The sequence below is a fragment of the Halosimplex aquaticum genome, from assembly GCF_028747785.1.
Classification (GTDB): Archaea; Halobacteriota; Halobacteria; order Halobacteriales; family Haloarculaceae; genus Halosimplex; species Halosimplex aquaticum.
On sequence record NZ_CP118158.1, the window covers coordinates 950,167 to 976,574 of the forward strand.

The following is a 26,408-nucleotide window of genomic DNA, read 5'->3' on the forward strand; positions in this document are numbered from 1 at the left end:
ACGGATCGCGAGCCGCTGCGGAACGGTAACTGCGACAGAAACGACCATACGTGAAACGAGATAACACGCAGATAGCATGACAGAACAGCACGTCGACGACCAGACGCTCAGGGAGGAGCTGAACGTGTTCGGCTTCTCGGACACGGAGATAGACACGTACCTGGCGGTGCTGGAGCACGGCGAGACGACGGTCCGGACTGTCTCCGACGAGGCGGACGTGACCCAGCGGGCGGTGTACAACATCGCCGAGCGGCTGGAAGACAGGGACCTCGTGACGGTCAACGGGCACGCGTCGCCGACGACGATACGGGCACACCCGCCCGAGGAGGCGATCGACTCGCTGTCCGGCAGGCTGGAGTCGATCGCGCCGACGCTCGAAGACCGGTTCAACGCGACGGAACCCCAGGCCCCGGAGATCCAGATCGTCAAGTCGCGGGAGACGGCCGTCAAGCGGCTCCGCGAAGGGATCTCCGAGGCCGAACACGAGGTGCTCGTGGCCGTGCCCGAACACACCTACGAGGACATCGAACCGGAGCTACAGGCCGCCGTCGACCGCGGCGTCCTCGTGTTCCTGCTCATCGGCGGGATGGAGGACCTCGACGACGACAAACCGCGCCTCGACCGCTCGGCCCCGGTCGTCCGGTCGTGGTCCGAGAGCCTCCCCTTCATGTACGCCGCCGACGACGAGGCGGCGATGATCGGCCACTCCGGTGTCATCTCGGGGACGCACGTGGACGAGGGGGCCGTCACGGTCAAGCAGGACAACCTCGCCGGGTCGATCGTCGGCCTCTACTTCGGCGCGTACTGGCCCGCGGCGACGGAGCTACACGTCCGCGACCCGGAGCCGCTGCCGCGGACCTTCGAGTGGTTCCGCCACGCGGCTCTCGAAGCCGCGCTCCACCGCCGGGAGGGCGTCGAACTCGAAGCCGAGGTCACGACCGTCGAGAGCCGGGAGATCACCGGCACGCTCAGCCAGGTCCGCCAGGCGTTCGTCCAGCCGTCCACCAACGACTACACCCTGGAGACCAGCCTCTACATCGAGACCGACGACGGGGAGGTCAGCATCGGCGGACCCGGTTCGTTCATCGAGGAGTACGAGGGCGACACCGTGACGCTCCGTCCGGTCGACGAGTAACGCCAGCGCGAACCTCTCTCCCATCGTCCGGTGGCACTCCGATCCGATGACGCTCCGGTCCGGTTTCTGTTCCCGGACGCCCGAAGGCGTTCGGCGGAACGCTGGGGGCAGTCGGGGACGTATCCGTTCGTATGTCCGCAGGAGTAAACGTCGACCGCGTACTCGGCGAGACGGACGCACCGACCGACGCGCCGCGGGAGACGCTCGACGTCCGCGACCTCGGACCGCCGAAGCCGCTCGCGAACACCCTCGAACTGCTGGCGGACCTCGACGACGAGACGGTCCTCGTCCAGCTGAACGACCGCGCGCCCCAGCACCTCTACCCGAAGCTCGACGACCGCGGGTACGAGTACGCCACCGTCGAACGCGACGACGTCACCGTCACGACCATCTGGCGCGCATGACAGGGGCGCCCTCCGACGACCGGACGGCCGACCGCGACGGGTACGACGCCGCCGCTTCGACCGCTCGGTCGCCGCAGTCGGGTTCGACGGACGGATCCGCGTCGACGGTAGCGACCGAGCAGCGAGAGCGGGCGGCGCCGGACGTAGACGCCGCCGTGGCCCGCATCTACGGCCGGGCGGACGAGATCCGCGAGCAGGAGGTCGAGACGGCGCTGTCAAAACTCGACGCGCGGGGGGACCTCTCGGCGGCGGACCGGGCGGCCGTCGAACGGCTCGCCGACCGGCTCGTCACCAGGCTGATCGCGGTCCCCGAGCGGGGGCTGCGCGCCGCCGCGGACGGTGATAGCGAGAAAGGCAGTCAGCGGACCGTCGAGACGGCGCTGGAACTGTTCGGGTAGTCTGTTTTCCGCTGCTGAAAACCCGCGCGGCGCGTCACCGCTCGGCGAGGACGAGCAGTGCGACGCTGTCTTCGCGGGCCTCCGGGGAGATGTCCTGATCGCCGGAGAACCGGGCGGCGTCTCCCGAGACGAGGTCGACCGTCTCGTCGCCGAGCGTCATCTCGAGTTCGCCGTCGACCACGTAGCAGACGATGTCGCGGTCGGGGTGCTGGTGGGGCGGGACGCGGTCGCCGGCGTCCAGCGCGAGGCGGACCGTCTTCGGTTCGCCCTCGAAGAGCACGCCCCGGCCGTCGCCTTCGAGGTCGGGGAGGTGGACGCATTCGGTCTCTTGAGCGCCGTCGGTCATACTTTCGGGAGGTCGGCGACGAACTCGTCGGCGTCCCGGCGCTCGACCGCGTAGTTCTCGGCGTCGAAGTCCTCGACCTCGGCCTGGAACTCGTAGAACAGCGGCTTCGGTTCGTGGTCGTTGACGATCCGGAGCGTCTCGCCGCTGTCCAGGTCCTCGAAGGCCTCGTGGATCATCGGGTGGCGTTCCGGCGGCGGCACGTCGCGGATGTCGAGCGTCGTCGCTGGCATACAGTCGGAACTACGGCGCGGTTGCCCCTTGCACTTCGTCCGAACGTGTTCGGCGCGTTCGAACCTGTTCGCCGAGCGCGGGACTGCCGGGCCCAGCGGGTTCGTTCGGCGTCAGATTGAGGGGACACGCGGCCGCAGATCCGCGGGATGTCGGCGACGCTCTCGCGGTGGTCTCGCGCGCTCGTCGCGGTCGGTGTCTGCTGGCTGGTCGGCTGGCAGGCGGCGGCGCTCGCGGGGTTCCCGCGGCGAACGACGGTGACGCTCGGTCTCTACGGGTTCGTCCTCCACGTCGTCTTCGGGAAGGCCTACTCGCTGGTCCCGTCGTATTTCGACCGAGCGCTCGCGTGGCCGCACGCGCCGGCGGTCACCCTGCCGCTCGTCGTCGTCGGCTCCGCCGGACTGGCCGCCGAACCCGTCGACGGCATCCCCGCCGTCGTCGGGGCCGTGGGCGCGTGGTCGTGGGCGCTGGGCGTCGCCGTCTTCCTCGGAACGCTCGCCTGGACGCTCCGGGACAACCTCTCCGGCGCCGAGACCGGAACTGGCGACCACAACGCCGACCGGCGGCGGATCGACCGCGCCGCGAACCTGTTCGTCCCCGTCGTGTTCGCGTACCTCGCCGTCGGGTCGTGGGAGACGCTGGCCGCCCGCGCGGCCGTGTCTCCCCTGATCGACGGGTATCCGCCGCGAGCGACGCACCTGCTGGCCGCCGGCGGGGCCGCGCTCCTCGTCTTCGCCGTCGGCTTCCGCCTCCTGCCGCGGTTCCTCGTCGCCGGCCTGCCCGACTGGGTGCCCTGGGTCGTCCTGCCCACCGGCGCGCTCGGGCCTGCCCTGCTGGCCGCCGGACTCCCGGCGGGCACGGTCTTCCGGACGGGGGCCGTCGTCGAAGCGGTCGCCGTGGTCGGATTCGCCGCGGCGTACGCCCACCTCTACCGATCGAGCGACAGGGAACGCGTGGGATTCTACGGTCCGCTCGTCGGTGCGGGGTTCGGCGTGCTCGCCGTCGGCCTCGGACTCTCCTTCGCGTTCTGGCCCGTCGACCCGACGCTCGTCGCCGCGCACTACCGGCTGAACCTGCTCGGATTCCTCGGGCTGACGATCGTCGGCGTCACGTTCCAGTTCTACCCGCCGACGGTCGGGCGGTTCCCCGGCGCGGGCGACGACCTCGCGCTCGCCGCACTAGCCGCGCTGACGGGTGGACTCCTCGTCGAGGTCGCCGGCGCCGTCGTCTCGGCGCCGCTCGCTGTCAGCGGAGGTCGCGCGCTGGCGCTTCTGGGTGCGGTCGCGTACGCCTACCTCGTCCTCGGCGTGTTCCTCCAGCGGGCGAGAGAGTGAGTCCACCGACCCCGCCGGTCCCGAACCGAGGTATCCGGCACGCGTCCGGCACAAAAAGGGTCCGAACACGTTCCCGCCAAAACCCAGGGACGGGGCGGCCGAACCCCCCGTCACATGGCTGATATCGCGACCCTCACACTCTCAGGGCTGACCGCGCTGCTCCTTCTCGGCGTGTTCACCTGGGTCGTCCGGGTGGAAGACTGGCGTTCGTACACCCCGGCGGTCGGCGAGACCGGCGCCGCCGGCGGCTACGGCACGGGCGCCGACCACGGGCACAAACCGAGCGGCATCGTCCGCTGGCTGACGACGGTCGACCACAAGGACATCGGGCTCATGTACGGCGCGTTCGCCGTCCTGTCGTTCGCCTGGGGCGGCGTCGCCGTCATGCTGATGCGCCTCGAACTGGTCAACCCCGCGACCGACGTCATCGGGAACTCCCTGTACAACGGCCTGCTGACCAGCCACGGGATCACGATGCTGTTCCTGTTCGGGACGCCGATCCTCGCGGCGTTCTCGAACTACTTCGTCCCGCTGCTGATCGGCGCCGACGACATGGCGTTCCCGCGGATCAACGCCATCGCGTTCTGGCTACTGCCTCCGGGCGCCCTGCTCATCTGGGGCGGCTTCTTCATCCCGAGCCTCGCGCCCGCGCAGACCGCCTGGACGATGTACACTCCGCTCTCGATCGAGCAACCGAACCCCGCCGTCGACCTGATGCTACTCGGCCTCCATCTCACGGGGGTCTCGGCGACGATGGGCGCCATCAACTTCGTCGCGACCATCGTCACCGAGCGGAGCGAGGACGTGACGTGGGCGAACCTCGACATCTTCTCGTGGACGGTGCTCACCCAGTCCGGGCAGATCATCTTCGCGTTCCCGCTGCTCGGCAGCGCCATCGTCATGCTGCTGCTCGACCGCAACCTCGGCACCACCTTCTACGCGCTCGGCGAGGGCGGCGGTCCCCTGCTCTGGCAGCACCTGTTCTGGTTCTTCGGCCACCCCGAAGTGTACATCCTCGTGCTTCCGCCGATGGGGCTGGTGAGCTACATCCTGCCGAAGTTCACCGGCCGGAAACTGTTCGGGTTCAAGTTCGTCGTCTACTCGACGCTGGCGCTGGGGGTCCTGAGCTTCGGCGTCTGGGCCCACCACATGTTCGCGACGGGGATGGATCCGCGCCTGCGGTCGGGGTTCATGGCGGTCACCATCTCTATCGCCATCCCGAGCGCCGTGAAGACGTTCAACTGGATCGCGACGATGTGGAACGGCCGCCTCCGGACGACAGCGCCCTTCCTCTTCTGCGTGGGCTTCATCGCGAACTTCATCATCGGCGGCGTCACCGGCGTCTTCGAGGCGTCCATCCCCGTCGACCTGCTCCTGCACGACACCTACCACGTCGTCGCGCACTTCCACTACGTCATCATGGGCGCCATCGCCTTCGCCGTCTTCGCGGGCATCTACTACTGGTTCCCCATCTACACGGGGAAGATGTACCAGCGCACGCTGGCCAAGTGGCACTTCTGGCTGACGATGGTCGGGACGAACCTCACCTTCTTCCCGATGGTCCTGCTCGGCTACGCCGGGATGCCCCGGCGCTACGCGACCTACGACCTCGCCGTCGGGCCGGAACTGCTGTTCACGCTTCTGCACCGCTCGGCGACGCTCGGCGCGCTCCTGCTCGCGGTCGGCCAGATCATCTTCGTCTGGAACCTCGTCCAGTCCTGGCTCGAAGGCCCCCGTGTCCGGGACGGCGACCCGTGGGACCTGAAGGAGACCGACCAGCACGGCCGCGAGTGGGCCTGGTTCGAGCGCCAGCAGGAGACGGCGCTCGCGACCGACGGCGGCGAGGACCCGGACGGCGACGAGACGGCAGTAGCCGACAGCGGGGACGACTGACTGGCAGTAGTTCGTCCATCTCGTTCCGATATCTGTTCACTACAGTCCGCGGCGTGACCAATCGCAGTGGCGCGCGCTGTCGCGAGTTTTATCTCGCGACAGTAGCCGTGCGAGGGATGAGCGACCGCAGGGAGCGAATCGGCTGGGGAGGCGTGAGGCGCGGTGCGGTGCGGATCCTGGTGGACTGAAAGGGCGAGGCGTGCTCGCAGCGAACGGAGTGAGCGGAGTCGCCTGAGCGGGCACTATCCGAACGAAGTGAGGATATCCCGCTCAGCGACCGCGAGCGCGCCGAGGGCTTTCAACTTCCTTCGTTGAGTGCGGTCGCAATCACTCCCCCTCCTTCCACAACACTTCTACCAGAAACCACTGTTCAACAAGCACGCCCATCGAACACCGTCCTAGCCCGGCCGTTGATTGGCGTGCCGACCGAATCCCCACGCATGAGTGACGACAGCGACCGCGCTCGGATGGTGGGTATCAACCACGTCGCCCTCGCCGTCGGCGACGCCGACGAAGCACGGGCGTTCTACGCGTCGATATTCGACTTCGAGGTCCGCGGCGAGACCGACTCCGCCGTGTTCCTCGACATGGGCGACCAGTTCCTCGCGCTCTCGGAGGTCGACGACGCGGGCGAGTCGATCGACGCCCACCGGCACTTCGGCCTCGTCGTCGACGACGCGGACCTCGTCGAGCGGCGCCTGGCCGAGACGGACGCCGACGTGCTCGACACCGGCGGACTGGACTTCCTGGATCCGTGGGGCAACCGGGTCCAGGTCGTCGCCTACGAGGACGTCCAGTTCTCGAAGGCCGACCACGTGCTAGAGGGGATGGACTTAGCGGACCTGGGGAAGTCCGACGCCGCCCGCGAGGAACTCGCCGAGAAGGGGATGGCCCCGGAGTGAGCGGGGTCGGCGTCCCGGCCGCTCGCTCAAAGACCCGTTTGGTGCTGGACAAGACCTATGCCGGGGACGGGGAGAGAGGCGTCTATGCGAGGACTCCGACCGCTGTCGCTCCTGCTCGCGCTCGCGGTGCTCGGCGGCTGTCTCGCCGCGCCCGGACCGGCCGGTGAGACGACGACCACACCGACGGACGCGGCGACACAGACGCCGACCTCGACCGAGCAGAGCACCGTCCCGCCCGGCGAGACGCCGCTGCCTGGCTCGCCGACGCCGGACGAATCGAACGCCGGGAAGACCATCGACTACGCGGACCTGCCCGCCGAGTCGCGGGCCGCGTTCGACGACGCGTTCGACCACAGGGTGTCGTTCGTCCCGGACTCGCCGTACGTCGAGGGCGAGCACACCGTCGACGCGGCGTCGCCGTTCCACGACTACGAGTACGTCCGGAAGAACGGGACGCGATACCCCATCGACCTCTCGATGGACGGGGAGCTCTACGCCTCGTACGGCATCGATAGCGAACGGGTCGACGGTGACGTGAACGGGACCGTCGTCCCGGTCTCAAACGTCTCGACCGAGGTCCGTGACGAGGTGCGCTGGGCCGTCGAGAACGGTACCCACCACGTTCCGGCGGGCAAGTGGGACTCGCTCCCCGGGGAACTCGGGGGTCTCGAACACGTCTGCTACGAGGGAGAGACCTACAGCTTGAGTTACATTGTCGGCGACTACTGGGCGCTGCGGTTGACCGTCGAAGACGGCAACTGACCGGTACGACCGGGCGCTGCCGCTCCTGTCATCCGAGCCGAACGTACGAAACACCTATACGATAGGTAGACATTCACACGCGCATGGACGACTACCTGTCGCGAGCGTCCCTCCGAGTGGTGGTGGTCGGGCTGGTGGCGATGGCCGCCCTGGCCGTGGGGGCGGCGGCGATCACGTCGGCGGTCGATCCCGGCGCGTCTAGCACGCAGCCTGGAGACGAGCCGTCGGAACCGGGCGACGGCGGCGCGCCGCCGAGCACGCCGAGCGACCCCGACGAGAGACAGCCGACGCCCGGCGATCCCGGGGATCCGAGAGACCCGATCGACGCGAGCTGGTGCGTCCAGCCGCTGTCGGCGTGGTACGGCGTCGTCGTCTACTTCGGCGCCTTCGTGGCCGCGCTGGTGGCGATCAAGCGCCGCTACTCGCTGGGCGCGACCTTCTTCGGCCTGTACGCGCTCGCGCCGCCGGCGTTCCTCGCGTACTTCCTGTCGACAGACTGCCCGTCGGTGAACGGACCCGGCATCGGGCCGGGCGGAGACCTCCCCGGTCCCGGTGACAACGGGGTCGAACCGTTGATCCACGCGGTCGACGTACCGCCGGAGGCGGTCCTGGGCGTATTCGGTGTCGTCCTCGTCGGGACCGCGGCGGTCCTGCTCCGCGCGTCTGGCGGCGAGACGGTCACCGACGTCTCCCAGGGTTCCGCCGCCGCCGAGGACGGCGACCCGGTCGACCCGCGCGACCTGGCCGTCGCGGCAGGTCGCGCCGCGGACCGGCTCGAAGCGCGCAACGCGGACGTGGACAACGAGGTCTACCGCGCGTGGTGGGAGATGACCAGCCTGCTCGACGTGCCGAACCCCGACAGCGCGACGCCGGGCGAGTTCGCCGAGGCCGCCGTCGCCGTCGGGTTGCGCGAGGACGACGTGACGGAACTCACCCGCCTGTTCGAGGAAGTTCGCTACGGCGAGCGCGACGCCGAGAGCCGGGAGGAACTCGCCGTCTCCGTGTTCCGCGCTATCGAGGACTCGTACGGCGGGGACGCGGCCGGCGACGGCTCGGACGGATCCGCGGACGGACGATAGCCGTCGATCCGTTCCGCGAGCACCGTCCGCGACCGCCCGTTTCACGGACCGACGCGCAGTTTTTACGCGCGGATCCCTAACGTATCGCATGCGCTCGGCGGCCGTTCTGGCGCTCGTCTTGCTCGCGGGCTGTAGCGTCGTCGCTCCCGGTCCGCAGGCCGAGACGGTCACGCCCGCGCCGGTCCCGACGGCCGAGGCGCTACCGCCGGGTGTCGAACCCGACGGCGTGGCGGATCCGGGGGCGCTCGCGGCCGCTCACGCCGCCACGCTCGACGGGACGTCGTTCACGCTGATCGCCAACAGAACGGTCCGATATCCGAACGGTTCGCTCCGGTCCGATCTCGACGTGCGTCTCGAACTATCGGCGTCGCGGGACTACCACGCGTCGGCCTCGGTCCGGGGGGCGGACGCGCCGCTGTTCCTCGGCGAACCCCCGACCCGGGCCGAGTACTGGGCGAACGACGAGACCTACCTCCGTCGCCAGGTGATCGGTGACCGGACGGTGTACACCCGGTACGACGAGACGGACGAGTACGTCGGCACCTGGCGGTTCTGGCTGGGGACGGTCGCGCTCGACATCGGGCCGGAGACCGACCTGCGGACGACGGTCGGGAGCTTCCGCACCGGCGTCGGCGAGCGACCGACCGACCGCGACGACCGGCGAACGCACCTCGTCGGATCCGGCGCGCACACTCTCGGCTTCGTCGACGACCAGAGCGACGTACGGACCGTCGAAAACGCCACGCTCCACGCCCTGGCCACCGAGTTCGGACTGGTCGACACCTACCGCGTCGTCTACACGGCAACGCTTCACGACGGCACGACGGTGCGCGTCAGCCGGACAGTCCGGTTCCGCGCGATCGGCAACACGACCGTCGACAGGCCGCAGTGGTACGACGAGGCGATGGCGCAGGGGTGACCGGCGAGACCTGTCGAACTCGTTCGGGAGTGATCGCTTCGGCGTTCCGGCCGTTCGATGCGCCATGAGCGAGCGAGCCGCGGCTCTCTCCGCGCTGGCCGACCGATTGGGCGAGCGCGAGACCGTGACCGACGCCTGGACGGCCAAGAGCTTCACCGACCGGCTGTTCGTCGTCGAGGTGGCCGAGGGGGAGTCGCTCCCCGACACCGTGCGGGCGACGCTCCACGACCACGACCTGCGGGAAGCGAACGAGGTGTACGAGGTCGACGGCGCCGACGACGCCGACTACGCCGGCGACCTCGCCGACGGGCGGCGCTACCGGTTCGTCGACGTCCGCTCGCGCGGCGAGATGCAGTCCTACGTGGTCGAGTAGCGGCGAGTAGTGACAGCGGACGCGAGATCTGGTCGAAGCGCGCACCCAGCGAGCGGCCGAGTCGTGGTCGTGAACCGGAGCGGGTGACTCGGTCGAGAATTGAAGTCGGGAGTCGGGATCAGGGCGTCGGGACAGACACGTCGGGGCGGATCAGCCCTCGTAGCCGGCGTAGTCCATCAGCTGGCTGAAGACGTCGGTGTCCATGGCCTCCTTGTAGACGATGCCGCCGACCATCCCGCCGGGGTAGGAGTTGCCGTTCATCGCGTGGGCGACCTTGTGGCAGTGCATGAGGTAGATGCCGGGGTCGGCGTCGGCCTGGAACTCGACGGTCTTGCGCTCCGCCGGGGCGACGTTGAGCACGTCTTCTTTGAATCGAGCCGCCTCGGGGATGGGCGAGCCGTCCTTCTCGACGACCTCGAAGCGGTGGTTGTGCGTGTGCATCGGGTGCATCATGTACCCGTTGTTGGCGAAGTGGACGCGGACGGTGTCGCCCTGCTCGACGATGAGTGGCGAGCCGTCCTCGGGGTGGAGCGTCCGGGGCGCCGACTTGCCGTTGATGGTGAACACGTCGGGGTCGCGCTGGCGCGGGCTGTAGTCTGCGTCCATCCCGGCCATCTGCTTGTTGAGATCGGAGTCCCAGTCCTTGAGCGTCATGAACGTCTCCACGTCGGCCTCCTCGTACCCCTTCGGGTCGACGCGGAAGACGCCGTACATGCCCATGTCGATGTGGCGGTGGGTCTGGTAGTGGCAGTGATAGAGGTGCGTGCCGGGGACGTTCGCGGGGATGTCGTAGGTGTGCTTCTCGCCGGGCGGGATGGTGATCCCGGTCGTCGTCGGGACGCCGTCGTTCTCCCAGGTCTTGCGGACGCCGTGGAAGTGGACCGTGTGGGGCCGCTTGCCGTCGGTGTTGTCGAAGGTCACTTCCATGTCCTCGCCCTCGGTCGTCCGCAGGATCGGGCCGGGGACGCTGGGGTCGCGGTCGTCGGCCCTGAACGCCCAGACCGCGGGCAGGTCGACGGGGCCGCCCATGTTCTCCATGGGGTGGACCTCGTGGTAGGAGGGGACGCTGGAGAGGGTGACCGTCCCGCCCTGCTCGTCGACGTTGACGACTTCGGGCGGGGAGGTCTTCGGGAGGTCGGCGGGGTTGGCGGTCTGCGCGGCGGGAGAGCCGGTAGATTCGACTTCGGAGACGGTCACGTCGTCCGCGCTCTGCGTGCTCCGTCCGGAACAGCCGGCGAGGGCGAACAGACCGGTCGTACCGGCGGCGGCTTTGGCGAACTCGCGACGCGACATGTCCGTTCCGGGCGCACCGATGTTGTCGGTCATACTCACTTCGACGTAGGCAGTGAGACCATAAAGGGGGGTGAGGGGATTCCCACGGAGTGAAAACCGCCCCCGCTATCGGGGGCCGGTGCGGTATACGGCCGTCCGAAGGTGTTCGAATCGTCGCTCGGGCCTCCGGCTCTCGGTCGCCTGGGTTCGCACGCGGCCACGTTTTTCCCCCTGGCCGACGGACGGTCTGACATGTACGACGAGATCCTCTTCCCGACGGACGGGAGCGACGCGGCCGACGCGGCGCTGGAAGTCGCGATCGCCGTCGCCGACGCGCACGACGCCACGCTGCACGTGCTCTACGTCGCCGACACGAACCAGCCCAGCCTCGCCCGCATCGAGGGGCAGGTCCGGGACGTTCTCGAAGGCGAGGGACGCGATATCGTGGACGACGCGGCCTCGCGAGCGCGACGTGCCGGAGTGGACACGGTCGACGAAGTGATCCAGGGCGGCCCCTCGCGGACCATCCTGACGTACGTCGACGACCGCGGGATCGACCTGGTCGTCATGGGCACCCGCGGCGGTCGGGACATCGAGCGGATCATCCTCGGGAGCGTCACCGAACGCGTCGTCCGCAACAGCGCGTCGCCGGTGCTGGTCGTCCCGCCCGAGAGCGACCACGAGTACCCGCCGGCCGACGTCCTCGTCGGGACGGACGGCAGCGAGGGGTCCGAGGCCGCCGTCGACGAGGGGATCGGCATCGGCGCGGCGACCGGGGCGACGCTGCACGTCGTCTCGGTGGTCGAATCCTCCGGACTGGGGTTCGACGTGCGTTCCGAGCAGCTGTCCGAGGAGCGCAGACGCCGCGACGAACAGGTCCTCGCACAGGCCCGCGAGCGCGCGGACGACGGCGACGTCCCCGTCGAGACGGCCATCGAGGAGGGCGACGTGGTCGACACGCTGAACGAGTACGTCGCGGACCACGGGATCGATCTGGTCGTCGTCGGCACGCACGGTCGGACCGGCATCGACCGGCGCCTCCTCGGCAGCGTCACCGAGAACCTGATGCGCTCGGCCGCGGTCCCCGTGCTGTCGATCCGGGCGTCCGAGGAGTGACGTCCGGCCGGGCGCGACGGGCGGCCGGGTACGACAAGTCCGGTCGCGAGAGCGGACGCGTCGCTCGCGGTCCTGACGGCGCTGCCGTCGGCCACGATCCGACTCCTGATCGCGCATGGAAAGCGATTTAGCCGGCGGGGAGCGACGGACGCGTAATGAGTCTCTCCGACGCCGACCGCGAGCTCGTGGTCGAGGAACTGGGGCGGGAGCCGACCCGGGCCGAGGCCGCGCTCTTCGAGAACCTCTGGAGCGAGCACTGCGCGTATCGCTCCTCGTGGCCGCTGCTGAGCGCGTTCGACAGCGAGGGCGACCAGGTCGTCGTCGGTCCCGGCGACGACGCCGCGGTGGTCTCCATTCCGTCCGCTGGCGCGGACGCGGACGACGACACCTACGTCACGCTCGGGATCGAGAGCCACAACCACCCCTCGTTCGTCGACCCGTTCGACGGCGCGGCGACGGGCGTCGGCGGCATCGTCCGAGACACGCTCTCGATGGGCGCCTACCCCATCGCGCTCGCCGACTCGCTGTACTTCGGCGACTTCGACCGCGAGCACTCCCGCTACCTCTTCGAGGGCGTCGTCGAGGGCATCTCCCACTACGGCAACTGCATCGGCGTCCCGACGGTCGCGGGATCGACCGCCTTCCACGACGACTACGAGGGCAACCCGCTCGTCAACGTCGCCTGCGTCGGCCTGATCGACGACCCCGACCGTCTGGTCACCGCGGTCGCGAAAGAGCCCGGTAACAAGCTACTGCTCGTCGGCAACTCCACGGGTCGCGACGGGCTTGGTGGCGCGTCCTTCGCGAGCGAGGACCTCGCCGAGGACGCCGAGACCGAGGACCGGCCGGCGGTCCAGGTCGGCGACCCCTACACGGAGAAGCTGCTCATCGAGGCGAACGAACAGCTGATCGACGAGGGCCTGATCGAGTCCGCGCGGGACCTCGGCGCCGCGGGACTGGGCGGCGCGGCCTCGGAGATGGTCGCGAAGGGCGGCCTCGGTGCGAACATCGAACTGACGAACGTCCACGAGCGCGAGCCGAACATGAACGCGATGGAGTACCTGCTCGCCGAGAGCCAGGAGCGGATGTGCTACGAGGTCCGCCCGGAGAACGTCGAGCGCGTACACGAGATCGCCGACCGCTACGACCTCGGGTCGTCAGTCATCGGCGAGGTGACCGACGGCAACTTCGTCTGCACCTTCGACGGCGAGGTCGTCGTCGACGCGTCCGCGGAGTTCCTCGGCGACGGCGCGCCGTACAACGACCTGCCCGCCGAGGAACCGGCCGAACAGGAGCGGGATCTGCCCGAGGGCGTCGACCTCGCGGAGGCGTTCGAGGCGGTCGTCGGCAGCCCGAACACCGCCTCGAAGGAGTGGGTCTACCGCCAGTACGACCACGAGGTACAGGTCAGGACCGCGATGGCCCCGGGCGACGACGCGGCCCTGATGGCCATCCGAGAAGCGGAGACGGGCCTCGCCTTCTCGTCCGGTGCGGACCCCAACTGGACCGACGCGGCGCCGTACGAGGGCGCCCGCGCCGTCGCGCTGGAGAACGCGACGAACGTCGCGGCGAAGGGCGCCCGGCCGCACGCGGCGGTCAACTGCCTCAACGGCGGTAACCCCGAGAAGCCCGACGTGTACGGCGGGTTCAAGGGTATCGTCGACGGTCTCGCGGAGATGTGCTCGACGCTCGACGTGCCCGTCGTCGGCGGGAACGTCTCGCTGTACAACGACTCCGCGAGCGGACCGATCCCGCCGACGCCGACGCTCGCGCTGGTCGGCGTCAAGGACGGTTACGAGGCGCCGCCCGCGGCCCTGCAGGGCGAGGGCGAACTCCTGCTCGTCGGTGCGCGTTCGCTGGAGGGCGACGCCGAGGCCCGTCTCGGCGGGTCGGAGTACCTCGCGCAGTTCGGCGGCACGGACCGGTTCCCCGAGTCGCTGGCCAACCCCGACGCGTTCGTCGACACGCTGGCCGACGTGGCGAACGAGGAGTCGACGCTCGCCACTCACGACGTGAGCCACGGCGGGCTCGCGGTGACGCTCGCGGAGATGGTGACCGACGGGGCCGGCGCGAGCGTCGACCTCGACGCGCCGGCGAAGGGCTCGCCCGAGGCGCTCCTGTTCGGCGAGCAGGCCGGTCGCGTCGTGATCGAGACGACCGACCCGCGGAGCGTCCGCGAGGCCTTCGACAGCGTCACCCCGGTGTACGTCCTCGGCGACGCGGACGACTCGGGAACGCTCGACGTGGGGCTCGACGACGGGTCGCTCTCCTACGACGCCGCCGAGATCGCCGACCTGCGCGACGTGATCGAACGAGAACTGGACTGACGACCGCGCCTTTCTCGCGTTCGGACTCGACTCAGAGCAACGCCGAGAGGACAGTTACTCCCCCGTCGCCCGCACTGCCCGAGAGGACGTAGTAGGCGAGGAGTTCTATCGCGACGCCGTGAGCGGCGTAGACGATAGCCGGTGCCCACACCGACCGGGTGCGTTCTGCGGCGACCGCCGCGACGCCGATGGCGACGGGGTAGTTGACCGTTGCGGGACCGACGCTGTTCCCGACGAACGCCGCCGTAGCGAACGTGACGGCGACGGTGAGGACGACGCCGGCACCGGCGGGGACGATCGTCGTTCGGCCGTCGGCCGACCGCGGGGTTCGCGCGTCCCAGAGCCGTCCGTACGCGACCGCAACCGCCAGCACGACCACGACTGCGGGGACGAGCGCGGCGAGGGCCGCGGCCCCCCGGAAAGCGGCGGGAACTGGACCGAGAACGGGCGTCAGCGCGACCGGAACGACGGCGAGGGACCAGTCCGCACCGAACGCGAGCAGCGTGACGGCGCCCGCTGCCGCGGCCGGCGAGCGGTGACGACGGAGCGCCGTCTGGACGGCGCCGTTGAACAGCAGCGCCGCGCCGACTCCGGAGAGCGTCATCGGGATCACCGTCGTCAGCACGAACGAGGTGGCATCGAGCGCCGGACTGTACCCGAACGCCGCGGCGGGACTGTCGGGCCAGCCGACGACCGTCGCGCCGGCGGTAACGAGCGCGGCGGTCACGGCGACGACCGCGACGGCGAGCCCGGTCAAGAGCCAGCCGTCGCGAGTCGGCGGGCTCACGGGGAGGTCGAGGTCGGCGACGCGGGCGTACCCGACCGCGAGGGCTCCCAGTCCGATCGCGTATCCGCCCGGCAAGAGCACCGTCGCGGCCGAGACGTCGGGGGCCGTCGGCCCCAGCACGACGTAGACGCCGACGAACACGAACGCGGCCGCGGCAAGCCCCGCCTCGACCAGTTCGAAGCCGTCCAGTCGCTCGTCGCGGCCGGCCGCGTAGACGGCGTAGACCGCGCCGAGACCGGCGAGCGCGACGAGGCTGTACGCGGCGATCACCACCAGCGGCACCGCGAAGAGCCCCGTTTCTGCGCGAACCGTCGAGGCGCTCGCGTTGACGCCGAGCCTGACGAGGACCAGCCCCGCCAGCAGGGCGGCGATGGCGCTGTACTTGCGGAGGGCGGGGCCGCCGTCGGGCGACCGCCGGTGGAGGGAACCGCTCATGTCCGGAAGAAGTCAATACGTAGTAATAAGCTTGGGGACGGCCGCTCGGGCCCTTGGCCGTCCGCCGTCCGGCCGCGATACCGGAGTGGACGGCCACGCTCGAACGCCTCGGGTCGAGAGCGCCGACGGTCGTGCTGCGAGGTGCGAATCGAAAGAATCCGGAAAGCGAGCGGCGACCGGTTACACCAGCAGGATCGGTAGCGCGAACGCGATAGCGACGCCGACGAGCATGACCGCGATGCCGACGCCCACGTCTCGGCTCGTGTACTCGCTCTGGGGCGCCGTCTCCCGCAGCGGCGGCTCTCCGGAGGGGAGGTCCTTGTTCGCCGGGTCGTATTCTGGCCGGTCGTCGTCGTGCGCCGCGTCCTCGTGATCGTCGACCATGTGTGGCGTATCTTTCGGGGGGAACCTTAGCGTGTCGGAACGGCGCCGCGTCCGTCCCGCCCGGCGAGTTCGTGCGCGAGACCGACACCACAGGTCGCGCTGGCGAGTTGATAGGGTCGCCGTACCGACCGCGGTCCGTTTCCCGGCCGGCGAGGCCGGTCGATATCGACAGTCTAACTAAGCCCGTTCAGGCTGTACCCGGGCCAGATGACCGAAGACAGGCCACTCGCCGCGGTGGGCGAGAAACGAGGAGAAACGGGGTACCGAGAGTCCGCAGGCGCCGACAGAGACAAGGGTTCGGCGGCGCCCTCGGAGCCGATAGACGTCCGAAGCGGCGACCAGCTAGACGCACTCGTCGACGGCAACGACGTCGTCCTCGCGGACTTCCACGCGGAGTGGTGCGGCCCCTGTCAAGCGGTCGAACCGGTCGTCGAGGCGATCGCCGCCGAGACGGACGCGGCGGTGGCGAAGATCGAGGTCGACGCGAACCAGCCGCTCGCGGCGGGCTATAACGTGCGCGCCATCCCGACGCTCGTCCTCTTCGCCGACGGTGCGGTCGAAGACCGGTTCGTCGGGGACGAGCCGCCCGAGGTGCTCGTCAGTGCCGTCGAGCGACACCTGTAAGCCGGTCGGTCACTGGACCGAACGATCCCATCTCGCGGGATTCGAACTCCTCACCGAGGCGTTGGCCCCGTTCCCGTCGACGGCGGTCGCGTTGCCGCCGATGCCGGTCGCGTTCCTGCCGACTGCAGCGCCGCCGTCCGCGATGGCGCCGACCCGCTCGCGGTACTCCTCGGGCGGGACGACGCGGAGCGTCGCGCGCATCTGCGAGTGGCCGACGCCGCAGAACTCCGCGCAGTAGAGCCGGTAGTCGCCGGGCTCGTACAGCCGGGTGTGGATCAGGTTCCACTGGGCCGGGAAGGCGTCCTGTTTCAGCCCGAGTTCCGGGACGTGGACGGAGTGTAACACGTCCTCGGCGGTCACCTCGAAGTAGACTGGTCGGTCGGTCGGCGCGTAGATGACATCGGCGTCCTCGACGGACGCGTTCGCCCCCGGATAGCGGACCCCGTAGTTGAACTGCTCGGCGACGATCTCGATCGTGACTGCGTCGGCCGGCCGCTCGCGCTCGGGTTCGGGCGTGGCGGCGACGTACGCCGAGCCGAGGACCTGGTAGGAGACGACGGCGACGAAGAGGAGGACGGCCGCCGTCGCGAGGGTCCAGCCGATCTCCAGGCGCTTGTTCTCCGGCGTGGGGAGCGGCCGGTCGGTGCCGTGGAACCGCCAGACGGCGTAGACGAGGATCGCTTCGACCAACACGGCGAGGGGCACGGCGACGAGCAGCAGTCTGCGGTTGAGCGTCCGTATCAGCGCCTCGGTGGCCGAGTCGAACGCGGTCAGCGGGAGGACGAAGAAGCCGACGACCGCCAGGAGGGCGACGCCAGCGGTCGACGCGACGACGAGTCGGACGGCGCTCGATCCGCCGATCGCCTCGTCGCGGGCCGGGCGGTCGGGCTCCTCGCCGTCCTGCCCGGCGACGGCTGACTCGTCGCCCCGACCGTTCGCGGCCGTGCCGGGCGACGAGGGGCCGGATCCGGACTCGATTCGATCGGCGAGAAACGCCCACTCGCGGGTCCGCTGACCGGTCGCGTCGAGGTCCCACACGTCGCCGTCGGCGACGACCGGGCCGACGCGGTAGGACTGGACCATGTTGAACAGCCAGAGGACGACGCCGATCCCGATCAGGTACGCGCCGACCGTCGATATCTGCTGGCCGAGCGCGAACGCGTCGGGGTAAGCGGCGTAGCGTCGGGGGAGGCCGCCCATGCCGTATATGAGCATCGGCATGAACGCGAGGACGGAGCCGACCGTGACGAAGACGGCCTGTACCGTCGCGAGCGTCCGGTTGTACAGCCGGCCGGTGATCAGGGGGAACCAGTAGAAGGAGGCCGCGAACATGCTGAAGGGGATGATCCCCATGATGATGAGGTGGAAGTGGCCGACGACGTAGTAGGTGTCGTGGACGAGCATGTCGACGGGGACCGAGGCGAGGAAGACGCCGGTGATCCCGCCGACCACGAACAGCGCGAGGCCGCCGAGGCAGAACTGCATCGGCGCGGCGAGGCGGACCCGGCCGTTCCACACCGTCGCCAGCCAGTTGAACGTCTTCACGGCGCTGGGCACCGCGATGGCGATAGACACCGCCATGAAACTCGCCCGGACTCGCGGGTCGATGCCGGTCGTGAACATGTGGTGGGCCCAGACGCCGAAGCTCAGGACGCCGATGGCCAGCGTGGAGTAGACGACGAAGCGGAACCCGAACAGCTTTCGGCCGGCGAACTTCGGCAGGATGTAGCTCACCAGCCCGAACGCCGGGAGGACGAGGATGTACACCTCGGGGTGGCCGAAGAACCAGAACAGGTGCTGCCAGAGGATGGGGCCGCCGCCGGGGACGGTGAAGAAGGTCGTCCCGACGGTGCGGTCGAGGATCAGCATGATCGCGGCGCTGCCGAGCACGGGGAACGCGAACAGGACCAGCGCCGACTGCGTGAGGATGCTCCAGGAGAAGAGATCGAGGTTGGCCCACGACACGTCGTCCCCGCGCTCCGAGACGATAGTCGCGATGAAGTTGATCGCCCCGATCGTCGTGGCGACACCGCTGAGGTGCAGCGCGAGCAGGAGCAGCGTCACCTGCTGGTTGGGGATCTGGATGGACAGCGGCGGGTAGAGCGTCCACCCGGTCGCCGGCGGTTCGAGCAGGAGGAGCGGTTCGGTGTACTCGACGACGCCGGACATCGCGTCGATGGCCGAGGGCGGCAGGAGGCCGGCGACGCCGGCGATCGTCTTGCCGATCAGTTCGGTGATGAGGCCAGCGCGGGCGAGCGCGAGGGCCGGCGGCAACAGCCAGAACGCCAGGGCGTTGATCCGCGGGAACGCCATGTCGTCGGCGTCGATCAGCAGCGGGATGACGTAGTTCGCGATACCGGCGAACACCGGCGTGGCGAAGAAAAACAGCATCGTGATCCCGTGGGCGGTAAAGAGGGCGTTGTAGGTCTCGTAGTCCCAGACCGACACCGCGGGGGTGAGCAGTTCCGAGCGGAGCATCATCGCGTCCATCCCGCCCCAGAGGCCGCCGACGGCCCCGAAGACGAGGTAGAGGATCCCGATGTCGCGGTGGTCGACGGTGGTCAGCCACCGGCGAACGCCGAAGGGCTTCGCGCGGACGTGGCCGGGCGGCGCCTCGGAGGCGCCGCCGTCTGTCAGCGCGCGCTCGGCGGGCGAGCCATCGGCGGGGCGGTCGCCGTCAGTCCGTTCGGTGTCTGCACGCGGGTCGGCTTCGAACGGCCTCGTTCGGCGCCACGCGACGATCGCGGGGGCGACGCAGGCCGCGACGATCGCGAGACTGGGCAGGATTCCGAGCATCGAGTGAGAGCGGACGGTCGGGAGTTGCGATCCGGCGCGGAAAAGTATACGTCGAACACTGGACAGTGGCGTGGCCTTACCCGGGCCCACGGCTGCGTAACGCGGGCTTACGCGTACTCGCCGGTCAGGTTCGCGTAGACGGCACCGAGCGTGAACCCGTAGGCGAGGTGGGCGAGCAGGGTAAACACCAGATAGAGGATCAGGAGCGGGATCCCGGTGTCGGCCCGGCCGACGACGGCGAAGGCGACCCACAGCGGCATCGCGAGGGCCATCCCGGCGACGGCCGGGTCGAGGTCGAGCGGGACGTACGGTTTCAGACTGACGAACAGCAGCGGCCAGACGACCGTCCCGACGAACGCGTAGACGACGAACCCGAGAAAGAGGCTCCCCGGGACGCGGACGAACCGGGCGATAGCCGCGAAGATGCCGATCGCGTAGCGCGCTTCGACCTCGAAGATGGCGAGCGCGACCGACATGACGGCGGTCGCCACGGCGCCGGCGACGAGGGCGGCGAGTGCGCGGTGCATCCGTCCGGTGGTCGGCCAGCGCACCGAAAAGTATAGTCCGGGTACCGGCGATCGAGCGGCGGTACGCTCCCGTTGAGCGTCCAGGTCGCCGAGCGCCGGGGGAGAGCGGATACCTTTTGCCGCTCGGCCCCGGAGAGCCGATATAGATGGCTCTGACGAAGCGGATCATCCCCTGTATCGACGTCGACCTCGACGACGAGGGGAACGCGGCGGTCTACACCGGGGTGAACTTCGAGGACCTCGCGTACACGGGCGACCCGGTGGAGATGGCCAGGAAGTACAACGAGGCCGGCGCCGACGAGTTCGTCTTCCTCGACATCACCGCCTCCGCGGAGGGCCGCGAGACGATGCTCGACACCGTCTCGCAGGTCGCCGACGAGGTGTTCATCCCGCTGACGGTCGGTGGCGGGATCCGGACGCGCGAGGACATCAAGGAGACGCTCCGTGCGGGCGCAGACAAGGTGTCGATCAACTCCGGCGCCATCGCGAACCCCGAACTCATCACTGAGGGCGCCCGCTCGTTCGGCAACCAGTGCATCGTCATCAGCGTCGACGCGAAGCGCCGCTTCGACGAGCAGGGCGAACACTACGCACAGGTCGACGGCGAGTCCTGCTGGTTCGAGTGCACCGTCAAGGGGGGCCGCGAGGGGACCGACCTGGACGTCGTCGAGTGGGCCGAGGAAGTCGAGGAGCGCGGCGCGGGCGAGCTGTTCGTCAACTCCATCGACGCCGACGGGACGAAAGACGGCTACGACATCCCGCTCACGAAGGCGGTCTGCGACGCTGTCTCGACGCCCGTCATCGCCTCGTCGGGCTGCGGCGGCCCCGAGGACGCCTACGAGGTGTTCACCGACGCCGGCGCCGACGCGGCGCTCGCGGCCTCCATATTCCACTTCGACGAGCACTCCATCGACGAGGTGAAGCGGTACCTGGACGACCGGGACGTGCCCGTTCGCCTCTGAGGCCGCGATATCGCCGTTCTCCGCGTTCGATCCGCGACGCCCGTCAGCTGAGATACAAATACTTATCAGACAGGACAGCGAGATGAAATCCCATGGAGTGGCGGTGTGAGTGGTGTGGGAAGCCACACGAGACCGAGGACCCGCCGTGTGACAACTGCGGGCACGGATCCTTCGAACGGGCGGTCGTTCGAGTGAACGCGCCGGATTCGGGGGGCGACCGCCCGCCGGTCTGGACCTGTACCGAATGCGGTCGGGAACACCAGAAGCACGCGCCCCCGTGTAGCCGCTGCGGGAACGCGCGACTGGAGAAGCGTCAGCCGGACTACAGCGACGTCGAATCCGTGGGAGACACGGGCTGGCTCGACGTGCTCGATCGGTCGCACGTCGCGGGCGTCGCGGTCGGCGTGGCGATACTGGCCGTGTTCGGACTGGGGACGATCGGCGTCATCGACCTGCCGGGGACGGGTCCGCCCGAACCGCCGGAGGCGCCGGGGTCGGGCGAGCGCGCGGCGGGGCTCTCGCTGAGCGTCACCGAGGAGGAGTACCTGGCCGCGTTCAACGAGCGGCGGTCACGAGCGGGGCTGACGCCGGCCTCGCGGGGCGAGGCGCTCCAGTCGATGGCGACGTACTACAACAAGGGACGGGTCGCGGCGGCCTACGGGAACGCGAGCGACCCCTCCTTCGAGACGCTCGAACGGTTCGACCCGTCGTGTCGGGGGTCGAACCAGGTCTTCGTCGACCCGCGGGACACGCCGTTCGGAGCGGTCGGGACCGCGAACCTGACGATGTTTCCGAACGAGACGGCGTTCGCGACCGCGCTGCTCCCGGCCGAGACCGTCGCGGTCGGCGAGTCCGAAACCCGGCCGACCCTCTGGGAGCGCGACTCGGTCGACGCGGTCGGCGTCGACGTCCACGTCGCGCCCGAGCAGCACGTCTACGTGACGGTAGTGGCCTGCTGACCCCCGAATCGGGCGAGAGAATCAGTTCGGGGCGCGGACGGCTGCGTCCGGGACGGGCGGGAGTCGGACGCCCTTTGTACGGGTAGCGAGTACGACCAGTCGATGAAGTGGCGGTGCGCCTGGTGTGACAAGCCCCACGACCGGAACGACCCTCCCTGTGACAACTGCGGCCACCACAAGTTCGAGAAGGCGGTGGTGCCCGTCGCGCCCGACGACCCCGACCACGAGCGCGAACCGGTGTGGGTCTGTCCCGAGTGCGGACGCGTCCACCAGAAGAACTCGCCCCCGTGTAGCCGCTGCGGGAACGCGCGACTGGAGCGGCGGGTCCCCGACGAGAGCGACTACGACGACGAACTGAGCGGCACGTCGTACGTCGATCTGCTCAGCGCGCGCTACGTCGCCGGTCTGGCGGTCGCCGCCGTCGCCGGAACAGTGCTGATCCTCGGCCTGCTCGGCGTCATCACGCTCCCCGGGACGGGCGGTGACGTGCCCGGGAGCGCAGAGAGCGTCAACGGCGTCGACCTCGCCGAGACCGAGACGGCGTTCGTCGCCGAACTGAACGACCGGCGGGCGGACGCGGGGTTCGCCGAGTACGAGCGCCACGAGAACCTCGACGACGCCGCGCGGGTCGCGAACCAGCGCTGGGTCCGCGAGCAGGCCGGTGAGGGGTCGGGTTCCGACGGCGAGCGCGCTCTCGGAGAACTCGACGGCGCCTGCGGCGGGAACGTGACCGCGTTCCGCTCGTACGCGGTCGTCCCCGACGACGTCCGGGCCACCGCGTTCGAGTCCCCCGAGGCGCTCGGGACCGTCCTGGTCGACGCTTACGAGAACGAGGTCGGTGGGTTCTTCGAGACGCCGAAGGGCCGCATCGGCGTCGACGTCCACGCCGGCCCGGACGACCGGGTGTCCGTGACGGTGATCGCCTGCTGACGCCGGTCCGCCGCTTACCGGAGTCGGCGCGCGATCCGGAGGGCGACAGACGTGAGCGTCCCCAGCCCGGGGATCCGCGAGGACAGTGCCGCGGCGACGACCAACAGGAGGCCGCTCTTGCGGCGGCCGCGGGCGAAGGCCACGGCCGCGTCGACGAGCGTCGAGACGATACTGAGTTTACTGAAGGTTCCTGCGTTCCGGGTTGCCATTGCTACCGGGAGGAGGCGCGCTCACGTAATGGGCCCCGGCCTTGTTATCGCAAGGTCGAGCCGGCGTCCTCACTCCTCGCGGAGAGACGGGCGGAGAGTGACGGGGGACTGGATCAGTCCGAGAGGATAGAGACGTCGCTGGACTGCTCGATCGCGGTCGGTTCGCCGCGCTCCAGGCGGTCGAGGCGGTCCATGATGGTGTGGACTTCCTCGCCCTCGGTACAGGGGGCGACGTGGCGGAGCTCCTCGCCGTCGTACTCGGCGAGACCCATCACGGGCAGGACCATCGCGGTGTAGGGCTCGTCGGTGACGTCGTTCTCGACGGTCTGGCGCTGGTAGAACGATTCGAGCGAGACGTTGTTCGAGAGGGCCCACTGCTTGAACTCGGCGACGCGGTTGAGGATGTACTCGCCCTCCTCGGTGCGCGCGCCGGCGGAGTCGCGGGCGATCTGCTTGCCCCAGACGATGACCGAGAAGTCCTCGATCTCGTCCTCGGCGTCGAGTTCCTGCAGGCGTTCGATGACCGCTTCCTGTCGCTCGTGGGCGCCGTCCGGCAGCAGCGACCGGACGTAGAGTTCGATCCGCGGCGTCTGTGTCCCCGTCATCGTACTCGAAGCACCGCACCCATGGATGAAAAAACTTCTGCTGATTTTCCCGTATTATTCATGTTTGTGTTTGTCACACCACTCTAACCGGAGTCTCGTTGAACGTTCGTTAATTTCTTCGCCGATCCGGTTTCGACTTTCTACTCAGTAGTTGGATTCGATTAAAGTCGTAGTATTATTCGACTACTGTCGAAATCCGTCGCCGAGGGCGCGGCCGGGAGACGGCCCGCTCACGGGGAGACACTGCACACTGGGTCCGAGTAGAACAGTAGGCGGCCGATACTGGGGTGCGAGAAAGGGGATACCGCCGGCAGTTCCAGCAGTCGGAACGGCGATAACCGCTCCCGGGCCGAACCGTCAATGCGGGTTCGAGCGGACAGATCGGTCTCGAACGGTGGGATCGTTCGCCAAGATTGATTATCTTCGGGGTGAAATCTGTTGAGATGGGAGATCCAGATGGATATTTCTGATATCGCCACCAGCGAGTACGTGGCCGTCGACGTCGACGAACGCCTGGGCAAGGTCCGGTCGCTGTTCGAACGCGACAACCCGAAGGGCCTGATCGTCACCGACGACGACGAGTACGCTGGGATCATCACGCAGAAGCAGCTGGTGCGGTCTCACGTCGAAGACAACACGAAGGCGAGCGCGATGATGCAGTCGGCTCCCCGGGTCGAGCGCACCGACGACGTGCGCGAAGTCGCCCGCGTCCTCGTCGAGGGCGGGACGAAAGTCGCGCCTGTCTTCGAAGCGGGACGCCTCTGGGGGATCGTCACGGAGGACGCCATCCTCCGCGCGGTGCTGGAGAACCTCGACGCGCTCACCGTCGCGGACATCTACACGGACGACGTGGTCACGGTCCGGGAGGACACCAACGTCGGGCAGGCCATCAACCTGCTCCGCGAGCACGGCATCTCGCGGCTCCCCGTGCTCGACGACGACGGACAGCTCTCGGGGATGGTCACCCGCCACGACATCGTCGACATCGTCGTCCGCGACATGGACAAGGCCACGCGCGGCGAGCGCGCCGGCGACATCGAGCGCGTGCTCGACCTGCCGGTCTACGACGAGATGTCGAGCCCGGTCGCGACCACGACCCTCGACGAGTCCGTCCGCGACGCCGTCGAACGCATGCTCGACAACGACTACGCGGGGCTCGTCGTCACGCCCGAGGAGGACGACGGCGCCGTCGCCGGCATCATCACCAAGACGGACGTGCTGCGCGCGCTGACGTTCACCGAGGAGGAACACATGGACGTGCAGATCACGAACATCAAGCTCCTCGACACGATCAGCCGGGAAGACATCCGCCAGCGCATCGAGCGGGTCGCGGACAAGTACAAGAAGATGCAGGTACAGCACTGCCACGTCCGCTTCCACGAGCACAAGGAGAAGCTCCGCGGCACACCGCTGATCCGCTGTCAGATCCGCCTGCGCACCAACAAGGGCCAGGCCGCAGGCTCCGGCGAGGGCTACGGCGCAGACTCCGCGTTCGGCGTCGCGCTCGACAAACTCGAACGGAACGTCCTCGAACTGAAAGACGTCCAGGCCGACGAGGAGTACCGCGGTCAGCTCCTCCGCAAGCTCGGCGAACTGTAACCGGCCTCACCGACCGGGTCGGCCGGCGCTCGCTCCGGAGCGCCCCGACGCGTTCCGACGACGGACACTCGCTGGAGCGACGCGTCCGTCCGCTACTCGGAGTACCCTTCCTGCAGGAACGCGCCCTCGGTCTCGTAGACGTTGACGAGTTCTTCGATGAACTCGCCCATCGTCTCGTCTTCCTCCAGATGGCCCTCGATCCGCTCGGCGAGCTCGTCGTCTATCTCGATGGTCGTGGACATGTTGACTGTGTGTACGAGTACCACGCCGAGCGGCAAGAAGGTGATGGGCGGACCCGCCGTGTCCGGCCGACCAGCGCCGACGGTCACTCGGCGGCGTCGTCCGCGCTCGGGCCGGGAACCTCGGTCGGGTCGCGTTCCTGGAACGCGGGGAGACTCGGGTCCCGGTGGGGCTCGCGGCCGAAGACCGCGCCGCGGAGGTCCTGTTCGTCGAGCTGGGTCTGGAGCGTCCGGTGCAGCCGGTTGACGCTCGTCACGTCGAGGCCGACCAGGTCGAGTAGCGTCCGGTAGATCGGATCGTCCTTGATCGAATCGAAGCGCTCGTGGAGGTCGGCGAGCGACTCCGGCGGCTGCGCGGCGACCCACTCCCGGTCGTGCAGACCGAGGATGCGCTGGCGCTCGTCGTCGACGACGTGTTGGATGACCACCAGGCCGACCTTCTGGATGGCCCGCTGGCTCCCGAAGACCGTCAGGTCGAGCTCGGTCATGATGCCCAGCGCGCGGTCGCGCTCCCACGGCGTCAGCCCGAGCGTGTTGCAGAAGGCGTGGGTGATACGCGCTTTCTCCAGTCGGTGCATGCGCTCGCTGTGGCCAGCCATCGCCGGGTGCTGCTCGTCGTGCAACCGCCGGAGGTTCTCGCCGACGTCCTCGTCGGGGTTCTCGGGCCGTCCGATGAGCGTCGCGCTCGGCGTCGTCACGTCCCAGCGCCTGAACGCCTCGTCCTTGACGGCGTCTATCCTCCCGAGGGACCCGTCGCCCGGCCGGGCGCTCACCTCGCGCTCCGCCCGCGGGTCCACCGGTTCGCCGCTCGTCTGTAGTCCGTGATCGGCCGCGTCGCGTCCCCCGTTCATCTCGTCGGCTTTC

At 69.1% G+C, this 26,408-nt stretch carries 28 protein-coding genes; 17 read left to right on the plus strand and 11 right to left on the minus strand.

Annotated features, from left to right (window positions below; genetic code table 11):
* The first annotated feature begins 76 nt into the window (after positions 1-76).
* From PSC72_RS04625 to PSC72_RS04635, 3 genes are all read left to right on the plus strand, one after another.
* Entirely contained in the window at positions 77-1,135 is a 1,059-nt protein-coding gene (locus PSC72_RS04625; protein WP_274324722.1) for a TrmB family transcriptional regulator, read from the plus strand.
* A 131-nt stretch (positions 1,136-1,266) separates the two neighbouring features.
* On the plus strand, positions 1,267-1,539 hold the full coding sequence (locus tag PSC72_RS04630) for a DUF2249 domain-containing protein (RefSeq protein WP_274324723.1): 273 nt from the start codon (positions 1,267-1,269) through the stop codon (positions 1,537-1,539).
* Positions 1,536-1,937: a hypothetical protein gene (locus PSC72_RS04635; RefSeq protein WP_274324724.1), complete on the plus strand. Its 402-nt coding sequence runs from the start codon at positions 1,536-1,538 to the stop codon at positions 1,935-1,937. The genes PSC72_RS04630 and PSC72_RS04635 overlap by 4 nt, the downstream gene beginning before the upstream one ends.
* A gap of 34 nt (positions 1,938-1,971) precedes the next feature.
* On the opposite strand, the gene PSC72_RS04640 is transcribed toward PSC72_RS04635, so the two are convergent.
* Entirely contained in the window at positions 1,972-2,283 is a 312-nt protein-coding gene (locus PSC72_RS04640; protein ID WP_274324725.1) for a cupin domain-containing protein, read from the minus strand.
* Positions 2,280-2,513 carry a DUF2249 domain-containing protein gene (locus PSC72_RS04645; RefSeq protein ID WP_274324726.1) on the minus strand — a complete coding sequence of 78 codons (234 nt, stop codon included), beginning with the start codon at positions 2,511-2,513 and terminating at the stop codon, positions 2,280-2,282. The genes PSC72_RS04640 and PSC72_RS04645 overlap by 4 nt, the downstream gene beginning before the upstream one ends.
* A gap of 147 nt (positions 2,514-2,660) precedes the next feature.
* On the opposite strand from PSC72_RS04645, the gene PSC72_RS04650 reads away from it, so the two are divergent.
* The 7 genes from PSC72_RS04650 to PSC72_RS04680 all read left to right on the plus strand — a co-directional run bounded on the left by PSC72_RS04650 (position 2,661) and on the right by PSC72_RS04680 (position 9,773).
* A complete protein-coding gene (locus tag PSC72_RS04650) occupies positions 2,661-3,845 on the plus strand; it encodes a hypothetical protein (protein WP_274324727.1) in 1,185 nt (394 codons plus the stop codon).
* A 114-nt stretch (positions 3,846-3,959) separates the two neighbouring features.
* Positions 3,960-5,738 carry a cbb3-type cytochrome c oxidase subunit I gene (locus PSC72_RS04655; RefSeq protein ID WP_274324728.1) on the plus strand — a complete coding sequence of 593 codons (1,779 nt, stop codon included), beginning with the start codon at positions 3,960-3,962 and terminating at the stop codon, positions 5,736-5,738.
* 440 nt (positions 5,739-6,178) lie between these two features.
* Complete coding sequence (locus PSC72_RS04660) at positions 6,179-6,640, plus strand: VOC family protein (protein ID WP_274324729.1); 462 nt, start codon at positions 6,179-6,181, stop codon at positions 6,638-6,640.
* 84 nt (positions 6,641-6,724) lie between these two features.
* A complete protein-coding gene (locus PSC72_RS04665) occupies positions 6,725-7,402 on the plus strand; it encodes a hypothetical protein (RefSeq protein ID WP_274324730.1) in 678 nt (225 codons plus the stop codon).
* An 83-nt stretch (positions 7,403-7,485) separates the two neighbouring features.
* Entirely contained in the window at positions 7,486-8,481 is a 996-nt protein-coding gene (locus tag PSC72_RS04670) for a DUF4129 domain-containing protein (RefSeq protein WP_274324731.1), read from the plus strand.
* Between the two features lie 88 nt (positions 8,482-8,569).
* Entirely contained in the window at positions 8,570-9,400 is an 831-nt protein-coding gene (locus tag PSC72_RS04675) for a hypothetical protein (RefSeq protein ID WP_274324732.1), read from the plus strand.
* Between the two features lie 64 nt (positions 9,401-9,464).
* The gene (locus PSC72_RS04680; protein ID WP_274324733.1) at positions 9,465-9,773 is read left to right on the plus strand and encodes a hypothetical protein; all 309 of its coding nucleotides are present in this window, start codon (positions 9,465-9,467) and stop codon (positions 9,771-9,773) included.
* Positions 9,774-9,923: 150 nt separating this feature from the next.
* Here PSC72_RS04680 and PSC72_RS04685 read toward each other — a convergent pair whose 3' ends face one another.
* Complete coding sequence (locus PSC72_RS04685) at positions 9,924-11,099, minus strand: multicopper oxidase domain-containing protein (protein ID WP_274324734.1); 1,176 nt, start codon at positions 11,097-11,099, stop codon at positions 9,924-9,926.
* A gap of 198 nt (positions 11,100-11,297) precedes the next feature.
* On the opposite strand from PSC72_RS04685, the gene PSC72_RS04690 reads away from it, so the two are divergent.
* Positions 11,298-12,161 (plus strand): universal stress protein, encoded by an 864-nt coding sequence (locus PSC72_RS04690; RefSeq protein ID WP_274324735.1) that lies wholly within the window; start codon positions 11,298-11,300, stop codon positions 12,159-12,161.
* 155 nt (positions 12,162-12,316) lie between these two features.
* On the plus strand, positions 12,317-14,488 hold the full coding sequence (gene purL / locus PSC72_RS04695; protein ID WP_274324736.1) for a phosphoribosylformylglycinamidine synthase subunit PurL: 2,172 nt from the start codon (positions 12,317-12,319) through the stop codon (positions 14,486-14,488).
* A 31-nt stretch (positions 14,489-14,519) separates the two neighbouring features.
* Here the strand turns inward: purL and PSC72_RS04700 are convergent, their stop codons facing one another.
* Both PSC72_RS04700 and PSC72_RS04705 read right to left on the minus strand, forming a co-directional pair.
* On the minus strand, positions 14,520-15,710 hold the full coding sequence (locus PSC72_RS04700; RefSeq protein ID WP_274324737.1) for a hypothetical protein: 1,191 nt from the start codon (positions 15,708-15,710) through the stop codon (positions 14,520-14,522).
* A 180-nt stretch (positions 15,711-15,890) separates the two neighbouring features.
* On the minus strand, positions 15,891-16,094 hold the full coding sequence (locus PSC72_RS04705) for a DUF7550 family protein (protein ID WP_274324738.1): 204 nt from the start codon (positions 16,092-16,094) through the stop codon (positions 15,891-15,893).
* Between the two features lie 207 nt (positions 16,095-16,301).
* On the opposite strand from PSC72_RS04705, the gene PSC72_RS04710 reads away from it, so the two are divergent.
* The gene (locus tag PSC72_RS04710; protein ID WP_274324739.1) at positions 16,302-16,718 is read left to right on the plus strand and encodes a thioredoxin family protein; all 417 of its coding nucleotides are present in this window, start codon (positions 16,302-16,304) and stop codon (positions 16,716-16,718) included.
* A 9-nt stretch (positions 16,719-16,727) separates the two neighbouring features.
* On the opposite strand, the gene coxB is transcribed toward PSC72_RS04710, so the two are convergent.
* Together coxB and PSC72_RS04725 are read right to left on the minus strand one after the other, a co-directional pair.
* Positions 16,728-19,514, minus strand: a complete 2,787-nt coding sequence (coxB, locus tag PSC72_RS25440) for a cytochrome c oxidase subunit II (protein ID WP_328518175.1) — start codon at positions 19,512-19,514, stop codon at positions 16,728-16,730.
* A 107-nt stretch (positions 19,515-19,621) separates the two neighbouring features.
* Positions 19,622-20,041 carry a DUF6789 family protein gene (locus PSC72_RS04725; protein ID WP_274324740.1) on the minus strand — a complete coding sequence of 140 codons (420 nt, stop codon included), beginning with the start codon at positions 20,039-20,041 and terminating at the stop codon, positions 19,622-19,624.
* 146 nt (positions 20,042-20,187) lie between these two features.
* Here PSC72_RS04725 and hisF point away from each other — a divergent pair, with 146 nt between their 5' ends.
* From hisF to PSC72_RS04740, 3 genes are all read left to right on the plus strand, one after another.
* Entirely contained in the window at positions 20,188-21,003 is an 816-nt protein-coding gene (hisF, locus tag PSC72_RS04730) for an imidazole glycerol phosphate synthase subunit HisF (RefSeq protein WP_274324741.1), read from the plus strand.
* Between the two features lie 92 nt (positions 21,004-21,095).
* Positions 21,096-21,962, plus strand: a complete 867-nt coding sequence (locus PSC72_RS04735) for a hypothetical protein (protein ID WP_274324742.1) — start codon at positions 21,096-21,098, stop codon at positions 21,960-21,962.
* A gap of 102 nt (positions 21,963-22,064) precedes the next feature.
* Positions 22,065-22,892 carry a hypothetical protein gene (locus PSC72_RS04740; RefSeq protein WP_274324743.1) on the plus strand — a complete coding sequence of 276 codons (828 nt, stop codon included), beginning with the start codon at positions 22,065-22,067 and terminating at the stop codon, positions 22,890-22,892.
* A gap of 14 nt (positions 22,893-22,906) precedes the next feature.
* Here the strand turns inward: PSC72_RS04740 and PSC72_RS04745 are convergent, their stop codons facing one another.
* Together PSC72_RS04745 and PSC72_RS04750 are read right to left on the minus strand one after the other, a co-directional pair.
* On the minus strand, positions 22,907-23,101 hold the full coding sequence (locus PSC72_RS04745) for a hypothetical protein (protein ID WP_274324744.1): 195 nt from the start codon (positions 23,099-23,101) through the stop codon (positions 22,907-22,909).
* A 113-nt stretch (positions 23,102-23,214) separates the two neighbouring features.
* The gene (locus PSC72_RS04750; RefSeq protein ID WP_274324745.1) at positions 23,215-23,706 is read right to left on the minus strand and encodes an HTH domain-containing protein; all 492 of its coding nucleotides are present in this window, start codon (positions 23,704-23,706) and stop codon (positions 23,215-23,217) included.
* A 456-nt stretch (positions 23,707-24,162) separates the two neighbouring features.
* On the opposite strand from PSC72_RS04750, the gene PSC72_RS04755 reads away from it, so the two are divergent.
* Positions 24,163-25,305 carry a CBS domain-containing protein gene (locus PSC72_RS04755; RefSeq protein ID WP_274324746.1) on the plus strand — a complete coding sequence of 381 codons (1,143 nt, stop codon included), beginning with the start codon at positions 24,163-24,165 and terminating at the stop codon, positions 25,303-25,305.
* Positions 25,306-25,397: 92 nt separating this feature from the next.
* Here the strand turns inward: PSC72_RS04755 and PSC72_RS25710 are convergent, their stop codons facing one another.
* Positions 25,398-25,547 (minus strand): DUF7557 family protein, encoded by a 150-nt coding sequence (locus PSC72_RS25710; protein WP_456071270.1) that lies wholly within the window; start codon positions 25,545-25,547, stop codon positions 25,398-25,400.
* 83 nt (positions 25,548-25,630) lie between these two features.
* Positions 25,631-26,395 (minus strand): DNA-directed RNA polymerase subunit epsilon, encoded by a 765-nt coding sequence (locus PSC72_RS04765; protein WP_274324748.1) that lies wholly within the window; start codon positions 26,393-26,395, stop codon positions 25,631-25,633.
* Positions 26,396-26,408 lie beyond the last annotated feature (13 nt).

Coding starts and splice junctions, on each gene's coding strand:
- PSC72_RS04625 (WP_274324722.1), top strand. CDS start 77: ATGACAGAACAGCACGTCGACGACCAGACGCTCAGGGAGGAGCTGAAC.
- PSC72_RS04630 (WP_274324723.1), top strand. CDS start 1,267: ATGTCCGCAGGAGTAAACGTCGACCGCGTACTCGGCGAGACGGACGCA.
- PSC72_RS04635 (WP_274324724.1), top strand. CDS start 1,536: ATGACAGGGGCGCCCTCCGACGACCGGACGGCCGACCGCGACGGGTAC.
- PSC72_RS04640 (WP_274324725.1), bottom strand. CDS start 2,283: ATGACCGACGGCGCTCAAGAGACCGAATGCGTCCACCTCCCCGACCTC.
- PSC72_RS04645 (WP_274324726.1), bottom strand. CDS start 2,513: ATGCCAGCGACGACGCTCGACATCCGCGACGTGCCGCCGCCGGAACGC.
- PSC72_RS04650 (WP_274324727.1), top strand. CDS start 2,661: ATGTCGGCGACGCTCTCGCGGTGGTCTCGCGCGCTCGTCGCGGTCGGT.
- PSC72_RS04655 (WP_274324728.1), top strand. CDS start 3,960: ATGGCTGATATCGCGACCCTCACACTCTCAGGGCTGACCGCGCTGCTC.
- PSC72_RS04660 (WP_274324729.1), top strand. CDS start 6,179: ATGAGTGACGACAGCGACCGCGCTCGGATGGTGGGTATCAACCACGTC.
- PSC72_RS04665 (WP_274324730.1), top strand. CDS start 6,725: ATGCGAGGACTCCGACCGCTGTCGCTCCTGCTCGCGCTCGCGGTGCTC.
- PSC72_RS04670 (WP_274324731.1), top strand. CDS start 7,486: ATGGACGACTACCTGTCGCGAGCGTCCCTCCGAGTGGTGGTGGTCGGG.
- PSC72_RS04675 (WP_274324732.1), top strand. CDS start 8,570: ATGCGCTCGGCGGCCGTTCTGGCGCTCGTCTTGCTCGCGGGCTGTAGC.
- PSC72_RS04680 (WP_274324733.1), top strand. CDS start 9,465: ATGAGCGAGCGAGCCGCGGCTCTCTCCGCGCTGGCCGACCGATTGGGC.
- PSC72_RS04685 (WP_274324734.1), bottom strand. CDS start 11,099: ATGACCGACAACATCGGTGCGCCCGGAACGGACATGTCGCGTCGCGAG.
- PSC72_RS04690 (WP_274324735.1), top strand. CDS start 11,298: ATGTACGACGAGATCCTCTTCCCGACGGACGGGAGCGACGCGGCCGAC.
- purL (WP_274324736.1), top strand. CDS start 12,317: ATGAGTCTCTCCGACGCCGACCGCGAGCTCGTGGTCGAGGAACTGGGG.
- PSC72_RS04700 (WP_274324737.1), bottom strand. CDS start 15,710: ATGAGCGGTTCCCTCCACCGGCGGTCGCCCGACGGCGGCCCCGCCCTC.
- PSC72_RS04705 (WP_274324738.1), bottom strand. CDS start 16,094: ATGGTCGACGATCACGAGGACGCGGCGCACGACGACGACCGGCCAGAA.
- PSC72_RS04710 (WP_274324739.1), top strand. CDS start 16,302: ATGACCGAAGACAGGCCACTCGCCGCGGTGGGCGAGAAACGAGGAGAA.
- coxB (WP_328518175.1), bottom strand. CDS start 19,514: ATGCTCGGAATCCTGCCCAGTCTCGCGATCGTCGCGGCCTGCGTCGCC.
- PSC72_RS04725 (WP_274324740.1), bottom strand. CDS start 20,041: ATGCACCGCGCACTCGCCGCCCTCGTCGCCGGCGCCGTGGCGACCGCC.
- hisF (WP_274324741.1), top strand. CDS start 20,188: ATGGCTCTGACGAAGCGGATCATCCCCTGTATCGACGTCGACCTCGAC.
- PSC72_RS04735 (WP_274324742.1), top strand. CDS start 21,096: ATGGAGTGGCGGTGTGAGTGGTGTGGGAAGCCACACGAGACCGAGGAC.
- PSC72_RS04740 (WP_274324743.1), top strand. CDS start 22,065: ATGAAGTGGCGGTGCGCCTGGTGTGACAAGCCCCACGACCGGAACGAC.
- PSC72_RS04745 (WP_274324744.1), bottom strand. CDS start 23,101: ATGGCAACCCGGAACGCAGGAACCTTCAGTAAACTCAGTATCGTCTCG.
- PSC72_RS04750 (WP_274324745.1), bottom strand. CDS start 23,706: ATGACGGGGACACAGACGCCGCGGATCGAACTCTACGTCCGGTCGCTG.
- PSC72_RS04755 (WP_274324746.1), top strand. CDS start 24,163: ATGGATATTTCTGATATCGCCACCAGCGAGTACGTGGCCGTCGACGTC.
- PSC72_RS25710 (WP_456071270.1), bottom strand. CDS start 25,547: ATGTCCACGACCATCGAGATAGACGACGAGCTCGCCGAGCGGATCGAG.
- PSC72_RS04765 (WP_274324748.1), bottom strand. CDS start 26,395: ATGAACGGGGGACGCGACGCGGCCGATCACGGACTACAGACGAGCGGC.